Consider the following 19269-nt stretch of genomic DNA (forward strand, 5'->3'; position numbering starts at 1 on the left):
CTTGTCCCCCATTCCAATTATTATGGCAGCTTATTCAAGAGCCTGCTCGTCCTCTGCCCCTGTTCTTATCTTCACAACGTTTGCAACGTCATAAACAAATATCTTTCCGTCGCCTATCTTGCCCGTATAAAGCACCTTTCTGATAGTGTCCATAAGAAGTCCAAGAGGAACAGTGCTTATAACTATCTCCACCTTTATCTTAGGCAGAAGCCTTGATTCAAGCTCAGAGCCTCTGTAAAGCTCAGTGCTTCCTTTTTGTATTCCACAGCCGCTCACCTGCGTAACTGTCATACCTGTTATATCAAGCTTATCCAAAGCATTTTTCAGCATCTCGAACTTTGCGACGTTCATAAGAACGACCACCTTGTGCATCTTTCCGTCCGCCTTGTAGTCAGAAGCGTTAAGCTCTGAGGCTTCGTCTATAGCCCTCACCTTTGAAGGCTCGTCAGCGGCAGCGGTGATGAACTGAGCAGTGTTGAGAAGATCCGCATAGCTGCTTGAAAGTCCATGCTCACACTTGTCAAGACCAACTATCTCTGTGTTCTCGCTAACTCTCAGACCCATCGTTTTCTTTATCACTGTGAACACTATCACCATAATAAGCGCTGTCCATGCCGCCACTGAAAGCACACCTGCAAGCTGTATAAGCAGATCCTTCGGGCTGCCTGAATATATAAGACCGCTTTTCTTTGCGAAAACGCCCGTCATAAGCGTTCCCCATGCTCCGCACAGACCGTGAACACTTACCGCACCCACAGGGTCGTCAGCCTTTAGCTTTGTTATAAGCTCAACACCAAACACCATTACAAAGCCTGCTGTTATGCCGATAAAGAATGCTCCTCCTGCCGAAACTGTGTCACAGCCTGCGGTGGAAGCCACGAGTCCTGCAAGTGCTCCGTTAAGAGTCATTGTCACGTCAGGCTTGCCGTAGCGCACCCAAGTGATGAACATTGCAGCTATTGCGCAAGCCGCCGCAGATATGTTTGTGTTAAAGAAGATATTCCCAAGCTTTGCCGCCGCATTGCCGCCCTGAGCGGTGAGAAGCGAGCCACCGTTAAATCCGAACCAGCCTATCCACAGAATGAATATGCCCAATGCTCCGATAGTGAGATTATGTCCCGGTATGGCTCTCGCCTTGCCGTTTTTATCAAACTTGCCTATCCTTGCTCCCACAAGCAGCGCACCTATAAGTGCGGTAGTTCCGCCAACAACGTGAACGGCAGTTCCGCCTGCGAAATCGTGGAAGCCTATACTTTTGAGCCAGCCTGCACTGTTCCATATCCAGTGACCTGTTATCGGATAAACTATTCCGCTCATAACAGCCGAATATGTAAGATAAGCCTTGAACTTTGTTCTGCCTGCCATTGCTCCTGAAACTATAGTCGTGGCAGTTGAGCAAAAGACCGTTGCGAACATAAGGAACACTCGCTTAGGCAGATCTCCTGCGGCTGCAAACTTTCCTGCTGCGAACAGGCTTGGCGTTCCGATAAATCCTCCTATGGAGTCGCCATACAAAAAGCTGAAGCCGATAACCCAGAAAAGAACAGAGCCTATGCAGTAATCCATAAGGTTTTTCATTATTATGTTGCCTGCATTTTTTGCTCTGGTGAAGCCTGTTTCCAGCATTGCAAAGCCTGCCTGCATAAAGAATATCAAAGCTGTGCAGAGAAGAACCCACACGGTATCCAGAGATGAATACATTATCGCACTTCCTTTTTCATATTATTTCTTATTTTGCCACATGAACGTCTGCGTAACTGAAGTTATACCAGAACATCGGGCTTGGGTCATATGTGAACTTGTCGCTTACTGCGTAAACATCAGATGATGTGTAAAGTCCAAGGTAAGGGCACTGGTCAGCAAATATCTTATATGCGTCAGTATAGTAACCCATTTTCTCAGCGTCGTCTGTTGTCTGAGCCGCTTTGTCAAGAAGTCCGTCTGCTTCTGTGCTTGACCAAAGTGTTTCATTCGTTCCGCCCTCGCAAGCGTTAGAGCCTGCATATAATGTCTTTAACATTCCCATAGGATCAAGGAAGTCTGACATCATGTATGTGCCGACTGCGTTGTAATATCTCTCGCCGTTGTCCTTTGTCTTGTAGCCGAACATATAGCTGAAGATATCGCTGTCAGGTACTTCTACAAGATTCATTGTGATAGAGCCGCTTGCGTCTACCATTGACTTGAGAAGCTCAGCCTGCTTCTGCGTCTGTGAAGTCGTATAGAAATCAAACTCAAAGCCGTCAGGATACTTTGACTTTGCAAGACATTCCTTTACCTTGTCATAATCCTGAGTATAAACATCGCTTTCGGCGATAGTTGAATCCCACTTATCCTTATCCATATACATCATGGATTCACTCATTGGAACAACAGCCGACTGCTTTGCATAATCGCCGCCGATAGTTGTTGTTATCTGGGAACGGTCGATACAATATGCAACAGCCTTTCTTGCCCACTCGTCATCAAACGGCTTTGAAGCTGTGTTGAATGCGATATAGTTTGAAGTCGTTCCCTCGCATGAGAGGATATTGAAGTTCTGACAGCTCTGATATACAGACATAACGCTGTTTGACATACCCTCGACAAAGTCTATCTGTCCGCCCTTTGCTGCAAGTGCTAATGCGCTTTCGTCCTCGATAACGTAATATTCTACCTTGTCGATATCGAGAGTATCAGGGTCGCCCCACCAGTTTTCGTTCTTTTCAAGAACTATCTCGCTTCCTGATGACCATGAAGAAAGCTTGTAAGGACCTGTGCCGACAGTCTTTCCGTCAGCAGTGCCGTACTTGTCGCCTTGCTCCTCTGTTACAGACTTCTCGACTATAGTGCAGGCTGATGTTGCAGGAACATACTGCCATGATGAGTCAGGCTGCTTAAGATGAACTGTAAGCGTCCAAGTATCGTTGTCGGCTTCAAAGCTGTCAACATTTGCAAAAAGATAGCTCATATAATAGTTGTCTTCTGTTACTCTGTTAAGAGAATAAAGCACATCGTCCATTGTCATTTCATTGCCGTCTGAAAACTTTACTCCCTGTCTTATCTTGTATGTGTATGTAGTATCGTCAACCTGCTCCCAAGATTCTGCAAGGGCAGGTTCAACTGTTGTGCCGTCATGTGAGAAGTTAAGAAGCGTGTCATAGCAGTCATAACCTGTGAGAGTTGCTGCCACGATAGTGAAGTCGGCAGGGTCAAATGATGACGGCTCCTGAGTATAGCCTACCCTGAGAACTGTCTCTGAATTTCCTCCTGAAGAACCTGAGCCTGAACCGGAACCTGTGTTGTTGAAGCAGCCTGTCATACAGCTTGAAACTGTTATTGCCAATGCAGCAGCGGCCGCGATCTTGCGTGAGAATTTTTTCATGATAACTTTCCTTTCTTCAAAAGATTTATTACATATCCGAAGCAGTCTTGCTGCGGTCAATGCCTAGTGGGAAATGACAGGCAACGTAATGCCCGTTTCCAATGTCTTTGAGCTTCGGCGTGCGGTTGTCGCACAAGCCCTCTTTGAAATATCTGCACCTGCCTGCAAAGCGACAGCCCTCGGGGATATCCACTGCGTTCGGTATATCTCCCTCCAGCAGGATATGCTTCTTATCTTCAAGAGGGTGTTCCTTTGGCTTTGCTGAAATAAGTGCCTGAGTGTAAGGGTGAGCAACGCTGTTATAGATCTGCTCTACCGTACCCATTTCCATTACCGCTCCCAGATATACCACCGCTATCCTGTCGCAAACGTGACGGACAACGTTCAGATCATGGGAGATAAAAAGTATCGTCTGCCCTTTATCCTCTTTCAGGTCGAGCATAAGATTCAATATCTGCGCCTGCACAGAAACGTCAAGCGCCGAAACAGGCTCGTCTGCAAGAATGAAATCAGACTCCAGCATAAGCGCCCTTGCTATTGCAAGCCTTTGGAGCTGACCGCCCGAAAGGTCTTTAGGATATCTTGTGAGCAAGTCCTCCGGAAGCGCTATATACTCCATAAGCTGTTTTATCCTCGCCTTGTAGACCTCAGGCTTTATCTTATGCACCTTTGCAGATTCTTCAAGGCTAAAGCGTATAGTCTTTTTCGGATCAAAGGAAGCAAGAGGGTTTTGAAAGACCATTTGCATTCTTGAACGCAGTTCCTGATGTTCCTTGCGGCTCACATGTGTTATGTTTTTGCCGTCAAAATATATCTCGCCTGAATCAACGTCGATAAGCTTCAGAACGCATCTTCCTATAGTTGATTTGCCCGAGCCGCTCTCGCCTATTATGCCGAATATCTCGCCTTTGTAGATATCAAAGCTAACATCATCAACGGCGTGGATATATCTCGTCTTTGCCTTTGCAAGCTTGTAATTGTCAAGGCAGAAATACTTTTTCAGATCTCTGACGCTTATAAAAGGCTGTCTGTCTTTTTCTTTGCTCATTGTGATGTCACCTCCCGCCACTTGAAGCAAGCTGTGCTGTGTCCCTCAGACACATTTTCTGTAACAGGCACGCAGCTTCTGCATTTATCGTCAGCATACTTACATCTCGGTGCAAAGGCACAGCCCTTGAACTTTTCATACAGAAGCGGAGGACTGCCAGGTATGCTTTTCATTCTTTTTTCTGTATCGCTCTCTTTTGGATTGCTTTCAAGGAGCGCCTTTGTGTATGGGTGAGCAGGGTGGTCGAAAATATCCACAACGCTTGCGGTCTCAACAGCCTTTCCTGCATACATTACAGTTACGCTGTCGCAAATCTCAGCCACAACACCAAGGTTGTGAGTGATGAATATTACCGACGTTCCGCTTTCCTGCTGGAGCTTTTTTATAAGCTTTAGTATCTGCGCCTGGATAGTAACATCGAGCGCCGTGGTAGGTTCGTCTGCAATAAGAAGCTTCGGCTCGCATATAAGCGCCATTGCTATCATTATTCTCTGTAACATTCCTCCGCTCATTTCAAACGGATACTGCTCGTATCTTTTCTCCGCAGGTGTTATGCCTATCTTTTCAAACATCTCGATGACCTTTTCCTTTGATTCATGGCGGCTAAGCTTTTTCTTTGCCCTGAGCATTTCTGCTATCTGCTCGCCTGCTTTCATGATAGGGTCAAGGGAAGTCATAGGGTCTTGGAATATCATTGCGGCTGTGCTGCCCCTGAAATCACGGAGCTGCTTTTTGCTCATTGCAAGAACGTCTTTCTCACCGCTGTCATCTCTTATATAGATATCCCCTGCATATCTGGTGGTCTCCTCGTTATGGAGCCTTATGACCGACTTTGATGTTACGCTTTTTCCGCAGCCGCTCTCTCCTACGATACCATGTATCTCCCCTTGCTTCACTTCAAGGTCGACGCCCTGAACGGCGTATACGATACCTCTAACTGTCATAAAGTCTACAGAAAGGTCTTTTATTTCAAGAACGTTTCCTTTTTTCATCTTTTACGCCTCCCCGTTTGCCTTAACTGCTGAAAGCTTCTTTATGCCGTGTTTCTTTTCGTATTTCTTGAATGACGGAAGCTTTCTTGATGACGGGTCGAGATAGTTCTGAACACCGTCGCTGAAAAGGTTTATGGATACTGTTACAAGTATTACGCATATTGCAGGTATAAAAAGCAGTGCGGAGCTGTTGTAAAGGTTGCCCATGCCGTCACGGAGAAGCGTTCCCCAGTCGGCATTCGGAGCCTGAACACCAAGTCCCAGAAAGCTCAGAGTAGCCATTGATGTGATAGCCGTACCGATATCAAGTGTGAACTGCGATATCATAGGTGTGATGATGTTCGGCAGGATATGCACGAAAATTATCCTTGCGTCTGAAAAGCCCATTGATTTGCAGGCTTCAACATACACCGCCTTTTTCTCTGTCATTATCATTGATCTTGCGGTCTTTGTTGTAAGAGGGATATAAGAAATGCCTATGGCGATGATACCTGTCATCATGCCCTTTCCCATTACCGCAATAAGGATAAAGGAAAGAAGAAGCGGCGGTATTGCGCTTATAACGTCCCACACCCTCATTACGATACTGTCAAGAGGACCTCTGTAGTATCCGCAGATAAGTCCAAGAGGAACACCTATTACTACCTCTATGGCAACTATAAGAAAGGCATTCAGAATGGAAGTTCTTGCACTGCATATGAGCCTTGAAAAAAGATCTCTGCCAAGTCCGTCAGTTCCGAAAATGTGTCCCTCAGAAAAGGCTGGAGCATATATGGCATTCACGTCTGTGGCAAGAGGGTCATACGGTGCGATAACGCTTGCAAAGAGCGATACGAAAACTATGACCGCAAGGAATATTCCCGTCACCGCCACAACAGGTGTGAAAAACGTTCCTGCTTTATTTTTCTTCTTCATTAAAAATCCCACCTTATTTAAGATCAACTCTCGGATCAAGAACGGTATAAAGTATGTCGATAACAAAACTCATTACAAGATAAGCTCCAAGCATGAAAAGCACAAGTATCTGAACTATAGGAAAATTGTTTTCCTCTATCGCCGATATGAGCAGACCGCCTATACCGGGAAGAGAAAAGACCTGCTCAACTATTACTGTCGAGCCTATAGAGCCTGCTATCATATATCCTGCAACTGTTATAACAGGAATAACGGCGTTGTGAAAAGCGTGCTTGTAGGTTATGTTGCTTTGCTTTAATCCCTTTGCAGCCGCTGTTGCGATATAAGGGGACTGGAGCTGATTTATCATGTTGCTTCGTGTGATACGTCCAAGCATCGCAACGAACGTCAGCGCCATTATCAGGCTCGGTATCATTATACGCTGTAAGAACTCTCCAAAATTTGTATATGTTCCGATAAACGAATATCCGGGAACGTACTTTGTCATGAAAATAAGTATCAGTATGCTTACCAAAAATGACGGCGCACCTGAAAGCACAAGCATAAGTCCTGAAATTGTTGCGTCTGAGGGTCTGCCTTTTCTCAGCGCCGCTGCAACTCCCATTATAACGGCTATCACTGAGCCTATGACGGAACTCATTATCACAAGTCCGAATGTTATTGGAAGCCTTGACATTATAAGACCTTTTACGTCCTGACCGTCAACATAGTCTGTGCCGAAGTCGCCTGAAAGAACTCCCTTTATCCACCTGAGATACTGTATATGCACAGGGTCGTCAAGGTGATATTTTTCTGTAAGAGCCTGCCTAAGCTCAGGAGTGGATTGATTGTTTCCTATCATTACTGTGAGAGGGTCTGCGTCTGACATTCTCAGAACAACGAACACCAGAAAGGATACCAAAAACATTATGACTATCATTGAAAGCAGCCGTTTGATTATAAATCTGAACCTTTTCACTTTACATTCCTCCTATATTTACAGCTGCACTTTGCAGGATTTTCTTTTTGAACTTTCATTTTGCTTTTCAAAAATAATTTACTCCACGAAACTTTTCTTTCGATATACCTATGATATATCCTGTAGCAACTACAACTGCAATACTAAAAATCAGTCATTTTATATTTTATATATAAACTTTTTATTAACGCAAGCTGTCTTTTAAACTTACAGAAAATGTTGTATGAATAAAGGAATTTTATATCCTGCATTTTGTTCATATTCACAAATATGAGAAAAGCGGGGTGCTCCAAAGCAGAAGCACCCCACAAATGAAGATTTGGTAATCAGTAGAAAGCTTAGTCCTCGAACATCTTTCTTGCAGCGAAGCATATCATTTCGGCAGTGAGATCAGTGCCGTATTCGCTTACGTCGATCATAAGATGTTTGTTGTCACGGTCACCACGATTTTTGCCTGTGACGTATTTATAATAGTTGTGGCGCTGGCGGTCAACACGCTTTATAAGCTTGTCAGCCTCCGGCCATGAAAGGTCATAAGTTTCACACATATGCTTTATCCTTGCCTCCAGCGGTGCATAGAGAAAAACGTTCATGTGGTTTGGATATTCTCTGAGAACATAGTCTGCACATCTGCCGAAGAATATGGCGGATACACGCTTGTTTGCAAGATCTCTGATGATATCCACCTGCGCTTTTACAGCCTTGTCGGAATAAAACTGCGTTGATGAGCCGTAGCCGAATGACTTCAGCAGACGGTCAGCGTTCTTGTCAAGCATTTCCTCACTGTCAAGAAACGAGTCACGGCTTATGCCTGCACGCTCTGCCGCCATATCTACAAGGTCCTTGTCATAAAACTCCACGCCAAGCTCAGCCGCCGCCTTTCTTGCGACCTCTCTTGCGTTGCAGCCGAACTCACGGCTTATGGTAATAATAAACTTTTTCATAGTCTATGCTCCTTTTTTATTTATGAGATTTTCTTTCGTGGCGGCTATCCTCCGCTCCTGTCTGGCTTTTATCTGGATCTTCGGCAAATTCCAACCGAATTTCACCGACATGAGCCTTAGGGAAAACGTCACCGCAAGGCTCACCATGCAGGCAGGCATGAACGACATCATGCCATAGCAAAGTATAAAAGCCACTGCACCTGTGGCAGAAGCGCAGGCATAAATGTTGCCCACAAATATCTCAGGCTTCTTGTTCACGAAAATATCCCTGAGAACTCCGCCCCCAACGCCTGTTATAACTCCCGAAAACACAAGCAAAAAAGTGTTGTCTGACACGCCGCTCCTCATTGCCGCTGTTATACCTGTAACAGTGAAAATGCCAAGCCCTATAGTATCGAGCATGAGCATTGCAGTATCATAAAGCTTCAACGCCTTGCCCCCCAGGTCGCCTTTTACAGCCAAGGCAGCAAACACAAGCACCGATATCAAAGCCGCCGCACTCATTGCAAGGGGGTCACGAAACGCCGCCACAGGGTGACTTCCGATGACGATATCACGCATTATCCCACCGCCCACAGCCGTTGTCACTCCTATTATTATAACGCCGAAAAGGTCAAAACGCCTTTTTATCGCTGTCAGCGCACCGCTTGCCGCAAACGCTGCAGTTCCGATAAGTTCAAGTATCGTAACGATAACATCAAAACGCTCATTCATTCAACGTCCCTGCCTGCATATTTGTGTATCTTCCGCACCGCCGTCGCCTGACTTATGCCAAGCTTCTGTGCCACAGCCACAGATGTTCTGTATTTTTCATAGGCTCTCATCACAAGTCCGCTTTCGTAAAATTCAAGCATATCCTTTAGGGAAGCATTCTGTGCAAATACCTCAGACGAACCGCCTGTTATCCTGTCAGGCAAGTCGAAAACGTCCACCTTTTTCTTCTCGGTAGTAAGGACGATACGCTCGATAGTCCTATGCACCTCGTCGATATTTTCTTTCCAATCATATCCCAACAAACAGCCCATGGCACGAGGCGTGAACTCAACGCTCCGTGAGTATTTCTTGTTTGCCGAGCCGAGATAATAGTCGATAAAGCTTTTAAGATCCTCCGCACGCTCGCCAAGAGAATACATCTGTACCTGATAAGGCTCGAACTCGCTTATAAACTCCTCCGACAGCTTGTCAGCACCCTTAAGCTCCTCCACTGAATGTTCAGAAAGTCCCACAGGCACAATGCCTGCTTTTGCGCATTTTTCAAGGACTGCCCTTTGAAGCCTAGGCGACAGCCTGTCTATATGCTTTATTATCACAGCGTAAATGCCCGAAAGCGGCGATATCATCGACCCCTCTCCAAGAAGCTCCTTTTCTATGACTTCTTCCCCGACAGGTGCGCAGTCATAGGTGTAAAGCGTTCCTTTTTTGCCGTATATAGTGGAAGCAAGATAACTTTTGCCGCTTCCTGTGGGACCATAGATGTAACACGGACAGCCTGCGTCACAGAAAACTCCTGCAAGCCGCCTTGCGTCTCTTGAACGGCTGCTTTGGGCGATATAACGCTGTCCGCCGTCACGTCCCGTCATAAGCTCTATTTCATCAAGAAGCTTTTTGTTCTGATACTGCAAAACATTGTAACGCTCCCGCAGGTCGTCAAATCCCGTTATCTCCCAAGAGGAATAGCTTATTATCATTTCAAGCTCTCCGTCCTTGAATACCGGTATTCCCGTGACAAAAGTTTCGTCATTGTCAACGCCTTTTTGCACTGTTGTGACACGCTTGTGGCTTTCAAAAACCATTTGCGTCACGCAAGGGGAAAACATCTTCATCATTTCCTTCGAGCCTGCGAATTTACCTATTATGTCAGAGCCTTTTACGCTTCTGCCGCTGAGATAGGAGTCTGAAACAAATCTGAACACTCCACTACTGTCGGCAATAGTCACTCCCGGGTGGATACTTTCGAGAATGTGCCCTAGCTGCTCATAATCCATTCGTCTGCACTCCTTTCTGCGGCTTTATAGTTTACACATTAAGTATCTTTGAGAAGAACTGCTTTGCACGGTCGCTCTTAGGGTGCTTGAACACTTCCTCAGGGGTGCCGTCCTCGATAACATAGCCGCCGTCCATAAAGCAGACTCTGTTTGCTACCTCTGCCGCAAAGCCCATTTCGTGTGTGACAACTATCATTGTCATTCCTGCCTGAGCCAGGTCTTTCATAACGTTCAGAACTTCGCCAACGAACTCAGGGTCAAGGGCGGAAGTCGGCTCGTCAAAGAGTATGACCTCAGGCTCCATTGCAAGGGTCCTCGCAATAGCCACACGCTGCTGCTGACCGCCTGAAAGCTGAGTGGGATAAGCGTCCGCCTTGCCGTCCATTCCAACTCTCGCAAGAAGCTCCATGGCTTTCTTCTTCGTTTCTTCCTTGTTAGCCTTTTTAACCTGGACAGGACACTCCATGACGTTTTCAAGCACTGTTTTGTGCGGCCAAAGGTTGAACTGCTGGAACACCATTCCAACGTTCTTTCTTATGACCTTTGCAGCCTTTTCGTTGAGCTTTTTGTTGTGCTTGTCCTCGTCGATGCCCTTTAGGGAAACTCCGCCTATATCTATCTCGCCGGATGTCAGCTCCTCGAGATAGTTCAGGCATCTGAGAAAAGTGCTTTTTCCCGAGCCGCTAGGGCCGATAACGCTTACCACCTCGCCCTTGTAAATATCCATATCTATTTTTCTGAGGACCTTAAGCTCCCCATAATTCTTTGCCAGATCGTGAACCGATATAACAGGCTTTCTGCTTTCAGCCATTGTATTTTACACTCCTTTTTCGTCAGATAGCAACACGGTTGTTGTGCTTTTCTATACATCTTGATGCGAACTCGATAACAAGGTTCAGCGCCCAGTAAAGAACGCCTGCACAGATATAAACTATCAGAGGGCTGAAAGTTATACCGATAGCCTCTTTTGTCATCATTGTCATTTCTGCAACTGTGATGATAGAAAGGATAGATGAGTCCTTAACAGTCTGAACAAACTGTCCTGTCAGTGACGGAACGATTATTTTCAAAGTCTGCGGGAAAATTATTCTCACCATTGTTTTAAATCTTGACATTCCCATTGCATATGAAGCTTCAAACTGTCCCTTTGGGATAGCGCTGACGCCGCTTTCAAGGATAACTGCGGTATAAGCCGCTGTGTACATTCCAAGAATTATAACGCCTGTTGAGAACGCTGAAACGTTCAGACCAAGAGCAGGGAGTCCGTAATATGCGAGATATACCTGCACCATAAAAGGGGTGCATCTGAATATCTTTATAAACGCCCTTGCGATAAGCTCAACAGCCTTGTTTTTTGAAAGGCACATATAGCCTACCGCCGAGCCTAACACCATTGCAATAAGGATAGACAGCACCGATATTGCCGCCGTTGTTCCAAGACCCTGCAAAAGCAGCGGAAGCGCTATTTCCGCAACGTGCATAAATTCGTCCATATATCTGCGCCTCCTTATCTTCTTTCAAGTCTTTTCTTCTGAAGCTTTACAAGCTCTTCAAGTCCTGCGCAGATAACAAAATACATAACTGCGATAGCAATATAGAAAGGCAGGTTTATGTATGTCTGCGTTACAAGACGCTGAGCCGTTCTTGTAAGCTCTACGATTGCCAACACAGAAAGCATCGGCGACACCTTTATAACGTTTATGAACTCGCTTGTTAGCTGCGGCAAAGCTACCTTGAATACCTGTGGGAAAACTATCCTCATTAGTATCTTTGGCTCGCTCATGCCCAAGGCTCTGGCCGCCTCCGTCTGACCCTTTGGCACAGCCGTAAGCCCGCCACGGATTATTTCTGCAATAAATCCGCCGCTGTTAAGGCTAAGAGCGATTATGCCTGACGCCAGGTTTGAAAGGTTTAGACCCATTACTGCAAGCGCCTGATATATAATGTATATCTGCACCAGCACAGGCGTGCCACGGACAAAGCTTATATAAACTGCGACTATCTTTTTCAGTATCCTTGAAGGAAGCGAGTCGCCGCCCATTCTCATCACCGAAAGCAGCATACCAACGCAAAGCGCTATAAGTATCGCTGCAACGGATACGAATACTGTATAGCCAAGACCTTTCAGCAGCAGGTCTTTATAATGCCATACTATGTTGAAATTCTCCATTGATATATAATGCTCCGCCGTTTGCGACGGAGCATTTCCTCCTTTCAAAGGTGCTTTTTACTCGGCAGGGATATAATTGCTCTCAGGCAGGTCAACGGCTTCACCAAACCATTTCTTCTGGAGCTCTGCAAGAGTTCCGTCCTCTTTGAACTTGTGTATCTCAGAGTTGATATAGTCAGAAAGCTCTGTGTCTTCCTTACGAACAGCCCATGATACCCAAGTGTCTGTGCCGACCATTTCAGCCTTGCCTGAATCGTCAGCCACTATCTCATAATCGTCAGGGTTCTTCATTACAACTGCGGCGCAGCTTGCATAGTTCTGAGCAACAAGGTCTATCTTGCCGTTCTTAAGCTCTGCAAAAGCCTCAGGGAATGAGTCGTATTTGAGCAATTCAGCATAGCCGTCCTTGCCCTCTGACTTTAGCTTCTCGTTGAATTTCTTTGTGTCGTCCTCATTGTAGCAAGAAGTCTGTGTGCCGACCTTTTTGCCCGACATATCTTCGATAGACTTGATGCTGTCATCGCCCTTTCTCTTTACGAAAACTGTAGTTCCGTTCTGGATAGGATAAGTCATCGTGTACTTGTCTGCACGTTCAGCAGTTACGCCAAGTGTTGCTCCAACAACGTCATATTTCTTTGCTTCAAGTCCTGCAAGTATTCCTTGGAACGGCAGGTCGATATAATCAAGCTCTACCCCCAGATCGTCGCAAATTTTTGCGAACAGATCTGCGTTGTAGCCTATGATCTTATCGCCGTCCATGTATTCAAAAGGCTCATAAGCGGCTTCTGTCGCAACTGTGAGCTTACCGTTTTTCTTGATCTGATCCAGTGTGAGCGGACCTGTGTTCTTGCTGCTTCCGCAGGCTGTAAGACATCCTGCCGCAAGTACTGAAGCCACTGCCACTGCACAAACTTTTCTTAACATTCCAAATCTTCTTCCGCTTTTCATAACTGATTCCAACCTTTCACTTACTTTTCTAAATAATTCGGAGCGCTGACAAGCCAGACACCCTAGTGCCGCCGTCAACGCTCCGTTGCGTTTGATATTATATTTATTGGAGAGTGAATTATTTTTCTATCTTTATTTTCTCTTGCCGATCTTCTTCTGATAAGCAAGGATAGACATGAACTCAAAAATGATATTTGCGCCCATATAAGCTGTTATCTCTGAGTGGTCATATGGAGGAGCAACTTCTACTACATCAAAGCCTGTGAAGTTCAGATCTTTCAGCGCTCTTATATATTGAAGTGTTTCAAAGGAAGTAAATCCGCCCACCTCAGGAGTACCTGTACCTGGTGCATAAGCCGGGTCAACAAAGTCGATATCGAACGTAAGGAACACCTTGTTGTCGCCAACCTTTTCCTTTATGACCTTGAGAAGATCTTCAGGAGAATATGTGTGGAGCTTGTCGCCTGGGATAACCGTGAAGCCAAGGTCTGCGGCGATCTTGAAATCGTCAGGATCGTAAAGAGAACCTCTCATGCCTATCTGAACCGACTTCTCAGGATCAATAAGCCCTTCCTCCATTGCTCTTCTGAATGGTGTGCCGTGATTGTATTTCTGACCGAAAACCGTATCGCACAGGTCAAGGTGTGAATCGAAATGCACAAGGCTTACCTTTCCATGCTTCTTTGCGATAGCTCTAAGTTCGCCAAGGGTGATAGCGTGGTCGCCGCCAATGCTTATTGGAACTGCACCGCATTCAAGAACACCGTCCAAGGTCTGCTCGATAGCTGCATATGTTTCGTGGATATAGTCAGGGATCACAGGAACGTCGCCAAGGTCTGCACCCTTGAGTGAATCCATAATATTGACGCCCATTGCAACATTGTTAGGCTTTATCATTGCCGAAATGTTTCTTACACCGTTAGGACCAAATCTTGCGCCTGCTCTGAAAGAAGCGGCGGTATCGAACGGGATACCAACGATAGCGAAATCCAATCCCTCTGCTGAGGTCGCGTGAGGAAGCCTCATGAAATTACCCATATTACAAAAACGAGGAGAGCCTGAGGCGCTCGGTGGCTGACAATTGTTGTTGATCATTTGAGGTCACTTTCCTTTCAAAATCACTGAGAAACATATCCGCATGACCGTTCAAGTCATTTCTGAATTGCTCTATGTGCAGAATTATATCACCATTCCTGCAAGTTGTCAAGAGCTAATTTTCAATTTTTCTGAAAATTATTCACTTTGGAATAAGCTTTGCCATCACTTATACAGCGTATTTACGTCATTTCGTCCATGTCAAAGTCGAAACTATTCATTTTTGAATAGTTTCTTTGTGCAAATCTACAAATGACAATAATGCAACATTCAGATATAAGACTTTCATTTTGTTCACATCTATTTTTTATTCAAAGCTGAATAAAATAAGAATTTTTCATTAACACTATTGCCAAATAAAAAGCTCTGTGCTATACTGATAATCAAAGCAATGACGCTCTTATAACCGATACGGCAATGCCTGTCGGTTTATAAGGGCGTTGTTTTTTTATTATCACTATGTTAAACTCAGAAAACAATTTTGAAAGGAAGTTTTATTATGGCTTGTTTTTTAGTACCAGCAACAGAAGCGATCGTTACAACTATTGTGGCAAAGGCAGTAAAGTCTCACGAGTCAAAGGCAGAGGATCAGACAAAGGTCAAAGCTCTTTCGGAGGACAAGCTTCCTCTTTCTAAAAAGATAACAAGGCTCTCAGGCTTTCTGTGGGGCGGCTCAGGTCTTTTGGCGTTTGAGCATCTGTGGCATGGTGAGATATCTCCGTTCTTCCCATTCCTGACAGCGGCTAACGACCCTTCGGAAATGGCAGTAGCATTCCACGAAATGGCGACTGTCGGAACATCAATGGCTGTTCTTGTGACAGCGGTATGGGCTGTGCTGACTGTGGTGTCTGACAAGATACTGAAACGTAAGCCAAAAGAGACTGCAAAGCTGGGCGGTGACGCCGTATGACACTTCTTATCACTCTCATAGCAGCCGTTATCGTTACTATAGTATGGTACACATCACCAAAAGCCAGAAAGCTTAAAGTGGGACTGATGTGCTATATGTACTGGGGCGCATCTATAATGTGGCTCGTGGACGCACTTTTTGAATACAAAGAGCAGGGCTCAGGATATTTCACCCCTGGCGCCGCAGACATGATAAATGACAGCTTTTTAGGGATCTGCGTTGTTGCACTCGGCACTGTCGTATGGCTCGGCACTATGCTCATAAGCGACCCTGAGGGAGTAGTAAGAAAAGCCCTTACAGAGAAAAAGCAGTAGATACACTATACTATATAAATAGGAGGAATAATAATGCGACTTGTTCCAAGAGAGCAGGATAAGCTTATGCTCCATTATGCGGGCATGCTTGCCCGTGACCGAAAGGCACAGGGATTAAAGCTCAACTACCCTGAAGCTGTGGCATACATAAGCATGGAAGTAATGGAAAAAGCAAGAGCAGGAGCGTCAGCCGCTGAGCTTATGCAATACGGCACAAAGCTTCTTACTGCTGATGACGTCATGGACGGCGTTCCTGAAATGATACACGAAATACAAATAGAATCCACAATGCCCGACGGCACAAAGCTTGTGACAGTACACAACCCTATCAATGGTGCAAGCAAGCTTCACCCAGGGGAATTTATCGTTGAGGAAGGCACTGTCAAGCTCAACGAGGGAACAGAAAGCATTGAGCTTACAGTTTCAAACACAGGGGACAGACCTATCCAGACAGGCTCCCACTTCCACTTTTTTGAGGTAAACAAGGCTTTGGAGTTTGACCGCAAGGCGGCTTATGGTATGCGGCTTGATATCCCCGCAGGCACAGCGGTAAGATTTGAGCCGGGAGAGAAAAAGATCGTCCGTCTTATACCTATCGGCGGTAACCGCATAGGCTATGGTCTGAATGGTCTTGTAAACGGAAAAATGGATGATGAAAACATCAGGCAGGCAGCCTTTGAAAAGGCTAAAAAGCTCGGCTTCAAGGGGGTGTAGGAAATGATCGAGATATCGAGAAAAGCTTACTGCGATATGTATGGTCCGACAGTTGGCGACAGAGTGCGCTTTGGCGACACTTCTCTTATTGCAGAAGTGGAAAAAGATTTGACAGTTCATGGTGATGAAGCAAAGTTCGGCGGAGGAAAATCTCTCCGTGACGGCATGGGGCAATCCTGCAAAGCCACAGACAAGGAGTGCCTTGACACTGTTATCACAAACGCTCTTATCATCGACAGCACAGGCATCATAAAGGCTGACGTTGGCATAAAGGACGGCAGGATAGCAGGAATAGGCAAAGCAGGCAACCCCGACATCATGAATGGCGTTGACAAAAACATGATAATAGGCGCTTCCACGGAAGCTATCGCAGGCGAGGGACTTATCCTCACCGCCGGCGGACTTGACACGCACATTCATTTTATCTCTCCAACTCAGGTGAAAACAGCCCTTTACAGCGGAATCACCACCATGATAGGCGGTGGTACAGGTCCTGCCGACGGCACCAATGCCACCACCTGTACACCCGGCGAGTTCAATATCCACAGAATGTTGGAAGCCTCCGAAGACCTGCCAATGAATTTCGGCTATCTCTGCAAGGGAAATTCAAGCGACATCACCACACTTGAAGAGCAGATAAAGGCAGGCTGTATAGGCTTGAAGATACACGAGGACTGGGGCTCTACCCCTGACGTTATCGACCACGCACTTACTGTTGCGGATATGTATGACGTTCAGGCGGCTATCCACACCGACACTCTTAACGAGGGCGGATTTGTTGAAGATACCGTCAATGCTTTCAAGGGCAGGACTATCCACACTTATCACACAGAGGGTGCAGGCGGCGGACACGCTCCTGACATTATCAGAGCAGCAGCGTTCCCGAATGTTCTCCCTTCCTCAACGAACCCTACAATGCCTTACACCGCAAACACTCTTGACGAACATCTGGATATGCTCATGGTGTGTCATCACCTTGACAAGAACGTCCCTGAGGACATTGCTTTTGCGGATTCAAGGATACGTCCTGAAACTATCGCCGCAGAGGACGTTTTGCACGATATGGGAATATTCTCAATGATGAGTTCCGACTCTCAGGCAATGGGACGTGTAGGCGAAGTTATCACACGAACATGGCAGACCGCTGACAAAATGAAGAAACAACGTGGCGCACTCCCTGAGGACAGCCAGCGAAACGACAATTTCAGAATAAAACGCTACATTTCAAAATACACTATCAACCCTGCTATAACCCACGGTGTATCAGAATATGTAGGCTCAGTGGAAGTTGGCAAGGTGGCAGACCTTGTTCTTTGGAATCCTGCATTTTTCGGTGCAAAGCCTGACATGATAATAAAGGGCGGATTTATTTTTGCATCAAAAATGGGCGACGCAAACGCTTCTATCCCTACCCCTCAGCCTGTGTGTTACACAGAAATGTTCGGTGGTCACGGACTTGCCCTTTCAAGCACCTGTATCACGTTCGTATCAAAATACGCCTACGAGGACGGCATAAAAGAGAAGCTTGGTCTTAAAAGACAGGTGCTTCCTGTGAAGAACTGCCGAAACATCTCAAAGGCTGATATGGTATACAACAACGTCTGCGGTGATATAAGAGTAGACCCTGAGACCTACACTGTCACAGTTGACGGCGAAGTTATTACCTGCGAGCCTTTTGACGAGCTTGCATTGGCACAGCGTTACTTTATGTTCTAAAGCGAGGAAACAAAAATGATAGCAGAAAAAATATTAGGCAATCTCTCTGAAAGCACCCCCTCTGTAGAAGTAGACACAGTTGAGCTTGATTGGTTTGAAGCCGAGAAAAAGCGCATAAGAAAAACCACCGCAGAAGGACGTGACATAGGCATTGCCATTGACGAAAACCTAAAGGACGGGGATATCATCTATCTTGACGATAAGCTTTGCGTAGCAGTGAAGCTCACAAGCTGTCCCCTTATCAAGATAAACGTTCACACTATGCAGGAAATGGGCAGGCTTTGCTTTGAGATAGGCAACAGGCATTTGTCACTTAAAATATCTGACGACAACGTGCTTATCCCACATGACGAGCCTACAGAAAAGCACCTGAAAAACCTCGGCTTTGAGTGCGAGAACATCATAGGCAGATTTGACGATTTTATCGTCTGCAAAGCTCACGGGCACTCACACATCCACTCCCACGAGCATGGGGAACATCATCACCACGAACATTCACACTAAACGGAGCTGATAAAAAATGACCGATACCGCAGGACTTATGCACATTCTGCAAATATGCGACAGCCTTTTCCCAGTGGGTGCGTTCACGCTTTCAAACGGGCTTGAAACCTACGTTCAGCATGATATCATCACTTCGCCAAAAGGGCTTGAAGAATATCTCCATTCTTACATCTCAGTGCTGCCCTACAATGAGCTTGGTGCGGCGGCAGCGGCATACAATGCTGACGAAAAGGAGCTTTGCCGTCTTGATGAGATATACTCTGCGGTGAAAACACCATTTGAGATACGAAGCGGCTCAGAAAAGGTCACAAGGCGTTTTTTCAAAATATGCAACAATGGTCGGGAAAGCTTCACAGGGCTTTATAAAAGCCTGACGGAGCAGGGCATATGCAAGGGTCATCAGTGCATCGCCTATGGACTTTATATGCGTGACAATGGCATCGAGCTTTCAGAGGGGCTTGCGGTATACGGCTATTCCATATGCTCCGCCATAGTCACAAACTGCGTGAAGCTTGTACCTCTTAGTCAGCTTGCAGGGCAGAAAATTCTCGGAGAGAGTTTTGAGCTTATATCCTCCGCTTCAGAAAAAGCCCTTTTCACTGATATAAACGATATCGGCATAAGCGGTGCAGGCTTTGACCTGCGTGCAATGCAGCACGAACGGCTGTATTCAAGACAGTATATGTCATAAG

General features: G+C 45.9%; 20 protein-coding genes. 6 read left to right on the plus strand and 14 right to left on the minus strand.

Going from position 1 to position 19269, the window contains the following annotated elements; genetic code table 11:
- Positions 1–30: 30 nt before the first annotated feature.
- The 14 genes from DW938_RS01740 to speB all read right to left on the minus strand — a co-directional run bounded on the left by DW938_RS01740 (position 31) and on the right by speB (position 14419).
- The gene (locus DW938_RS01740; protein WP_118123728.1) at positions 31–1701 is read right to left on the minus strand and encodes an ammonium transporter; all 1671 of its coding nucleotides are present in this window, start codon (positions 1699–1701) and stop codon (positions 31–33) included.
- A 28-nt stretch (positions 1702–1729) separates the two neighbouring features.
- Positions 1730–3364 (minus strand): ABC transporter substrate-binding protein, encoded by a 1635-nt coding sequence (locus DW938_RS01745; protein WP_118123729.1) that lies wholly within the window; start codon positions 3362–3364, stop codon positions 1730–1732.
- 28 nt (positions 3365–3392) lie between these two features.
- The gene (locus DW938_RS01750; RefSeq protein WP_117891339.1) at positions 3393–4412 is read right to left on the minus strand and encodes an ABC transporter ATP-binding protein; all 1020 of its coding nucleotides are present in this window, start codon (positions 4410–4412) and stop codon (positions 3393–3395) included.
- Positions 4409–5404: an ABC transporter ATP-binding protein gene (locus tag DW938_RS01755; protein ID WP_118123730.1), complete on the minus strand. Its 996-nt coding sequence runs from the start codon at positions 5402–5404 to the stop codon at positions 4409–4411. The genes DW938_RS01750 and DW938_RS01755 overlap by 4 nt, the downstream gene beginning before the upstream one ends.
- 3 nt (positions 5405–5407) lie before the next feature.
- Complete coding sequence (locus DW938_RS01760; protein ID WP_117864141.1) at positions 5408–6319, minus strand: ABC transporter permease; 912 nt, start codon at positions 6317–6319, stop codon at positions 5408–5410.
- 13 nt (positions 6320–6332) lie between these two features.
- Positions 6333–7277 (minus strand): ABC transporter permease, encoded by a 945-nt coding sequence (locus DW938_RS01765; RefSeq protein WP_118123731.1) that lies wholly within the window; start codon positions 7275–7277, stop codon positions 6333–6335.
- A gap of 338 nt (positions 7278–7615) precedes the next feature.
- On the minus strand, positions 7616–8221 hold the full coding sequence (locus tag DW938_RS01770; protein ID WP_046441110.1) for a cytidylate kinase-like family protein: 606 nt from the start codon (positions 8219–8221) through the stop codon (positions 7616–7618).
- A 3-nt stretch (positions 8222–8224) separates the two neighbouring features.
- Positions 8225–8935 (minus strand): trimeric intracellular cation channel family protein, encoded by a 711-nt coding sequence (locus DW938_RS01775; protein WP_118123732.1) that lies wholly within the window; start codon positions 8933–8935, stop codon positions 8225–8227.
- Entirely contained in the window at positions 8932–10206 is a 1275-nt protein-coding gene (locus tag DW938_RS01780; RefSeq protein WP_118123733.1) for a sigma 54-interacting transcriptional regulator, read from the minus strand. Before DW938_RS01780 ends, DW938_RS01775 begins: the two co-directional genes overlap by 4 nt.
- A gap of 31 nt (positions 10207–10237) precedes the next feature.
- Entirely contained in the window at positions 10238–11017 is a 780-nt protein-coding gene (locus DW938_RS01785) for an amino acid ABC transporter ATP-binding protein (RefSeq protein WP_022286948.1), read from the minus strand.
- Positions 11018–11039: 22 nt separating this feature from the next.
- Positions 11040–11699 carry an amino acid ABC transporter permease gene (locus tag DW938_RS01790; RefSeq protein ID WP_117858878.1) on the minus strand — a complete coding sequence of 220 codons (660 nt, stop codon included), beginning with the start codon at positions 11697–11699 and terminating at the stop codon, positions 11040–11042.
- A 14-nt stretch (positions 11700–11713) separates the two neighbouring features.
- Positions 11714–12376 (minus strand): amino acid ABC transporter permease, encoded by a 663-nt coding sequence (locus DW938_RS01795; RefSeq protein ID WP_022286950.1) that lies wholly within the window; start codon positions 12374–12376, stop codon positions 11714–11716.
- 57 nt (positions 12377–12433) lie between these two features.
- On the minus strand, positions 12434–13300 hold the full coding sequence (locus DW938_RS01800; RefSeq protein ID WP_181984347.1) for a transporter substrate-binding domain-containing protein: 867 nt from the start codon (positions 13298–13300) through the stop codon (positions 12434–12436).
- Between the two features lie 156 nt (positions 13301–13456).
- Complete coding sequence (speB, locus tag DW938_RS01805) at positions 13457–14419, minus strand: agmatinase (RefSeq protein WP_022286952.1); 963 nt, start codon at positions 14417–14419, stop codon at positions 13457–13459.
- Positions 14420–14918: 499 nt separating this feature from the next.
- On the opposite strand from speB, the gene DW938_RS01810 reads away from it, so the two are divergent.
- From DW938_RS01810 to DW938_RS01835, 6 genes are read left to right on the plus strand one after another with little or no spacing between them, the layout of a single operon-like run.
- Entirely contained in the window at positions 14919–15329 is a 411-nt protein-coding gene (locus tag DW938_RS01810; protein WP_118123735.1) for a hypothetical protein, read from the plus strand.
- Positions 15326–15643 (plus strand): hypothetical protein, encoded by a 318-nt coding sequence (locus tag DW938_RS01815; RefSeq protein ID WP_118123736.1) that lies wholly within the window; start codon positions 15326–15328, stop codon positions 15641–15643. The genes DW938_RS01810 and DW938_RS01815 overlap by 4 nt, the downstream gene beginning before the upstream one ends.
- Positions 15644–15676: 33 nt before the next feature.
- Positions 15677–16357 (plus strand): urease subunit gamma, encoded by a 681-nt coding sequence (ureA, locus tag DW938_RS01820; protein WP_118123737.1) that lies wholly within the window; start codon positions 15677–15679, stop codon positions 16355–16357.
- A gap of 3 nt (positions 16358–16360) precedes the next feature.
- Complete coding sequence (gene ureC / locus DW938_RS01825) at positions 16361–18073, plus strand: urease subunit alpha (protein ID WP_118123738.1); 1713 nt, start codon at positions 16361–16363, stop codon at positions 18071–18073.
- 15 nt (positions 18074–18088) lie between these two features.
- Positions 18089–18577, plus strand: coding sequence for an urease accessory protein UreE (locus DW938_RS01830; protein ID WP_118123739.1), 489 nt, complete (start codon positions 18089–18091; stop codon positions 18575–18577).
- A 16-nt stretch (positions 18578–18593) separates the two neighbouring features.
- Complete coding sequence (locus DW938_RS01835) at positions 18594–19268, plus strand: urease accessory UreF family protein (protein ID WP_117858858.1); 675 nt, start codon at positions 18594–18596, stop codon at positions 19266–19268.
- Position 19269 lies beyond the last annotated feature (1 nt).

This window comes from Ruminococcus sp. AM43-6 (assembly GCF_003461785.1).
Taxonomy (GTDB): Bacteria; Bacillota; Clostridia; order Oscillospirales; family Ruminococcaceae; genus Hominimerdicola; species Hominimerdicola aceti.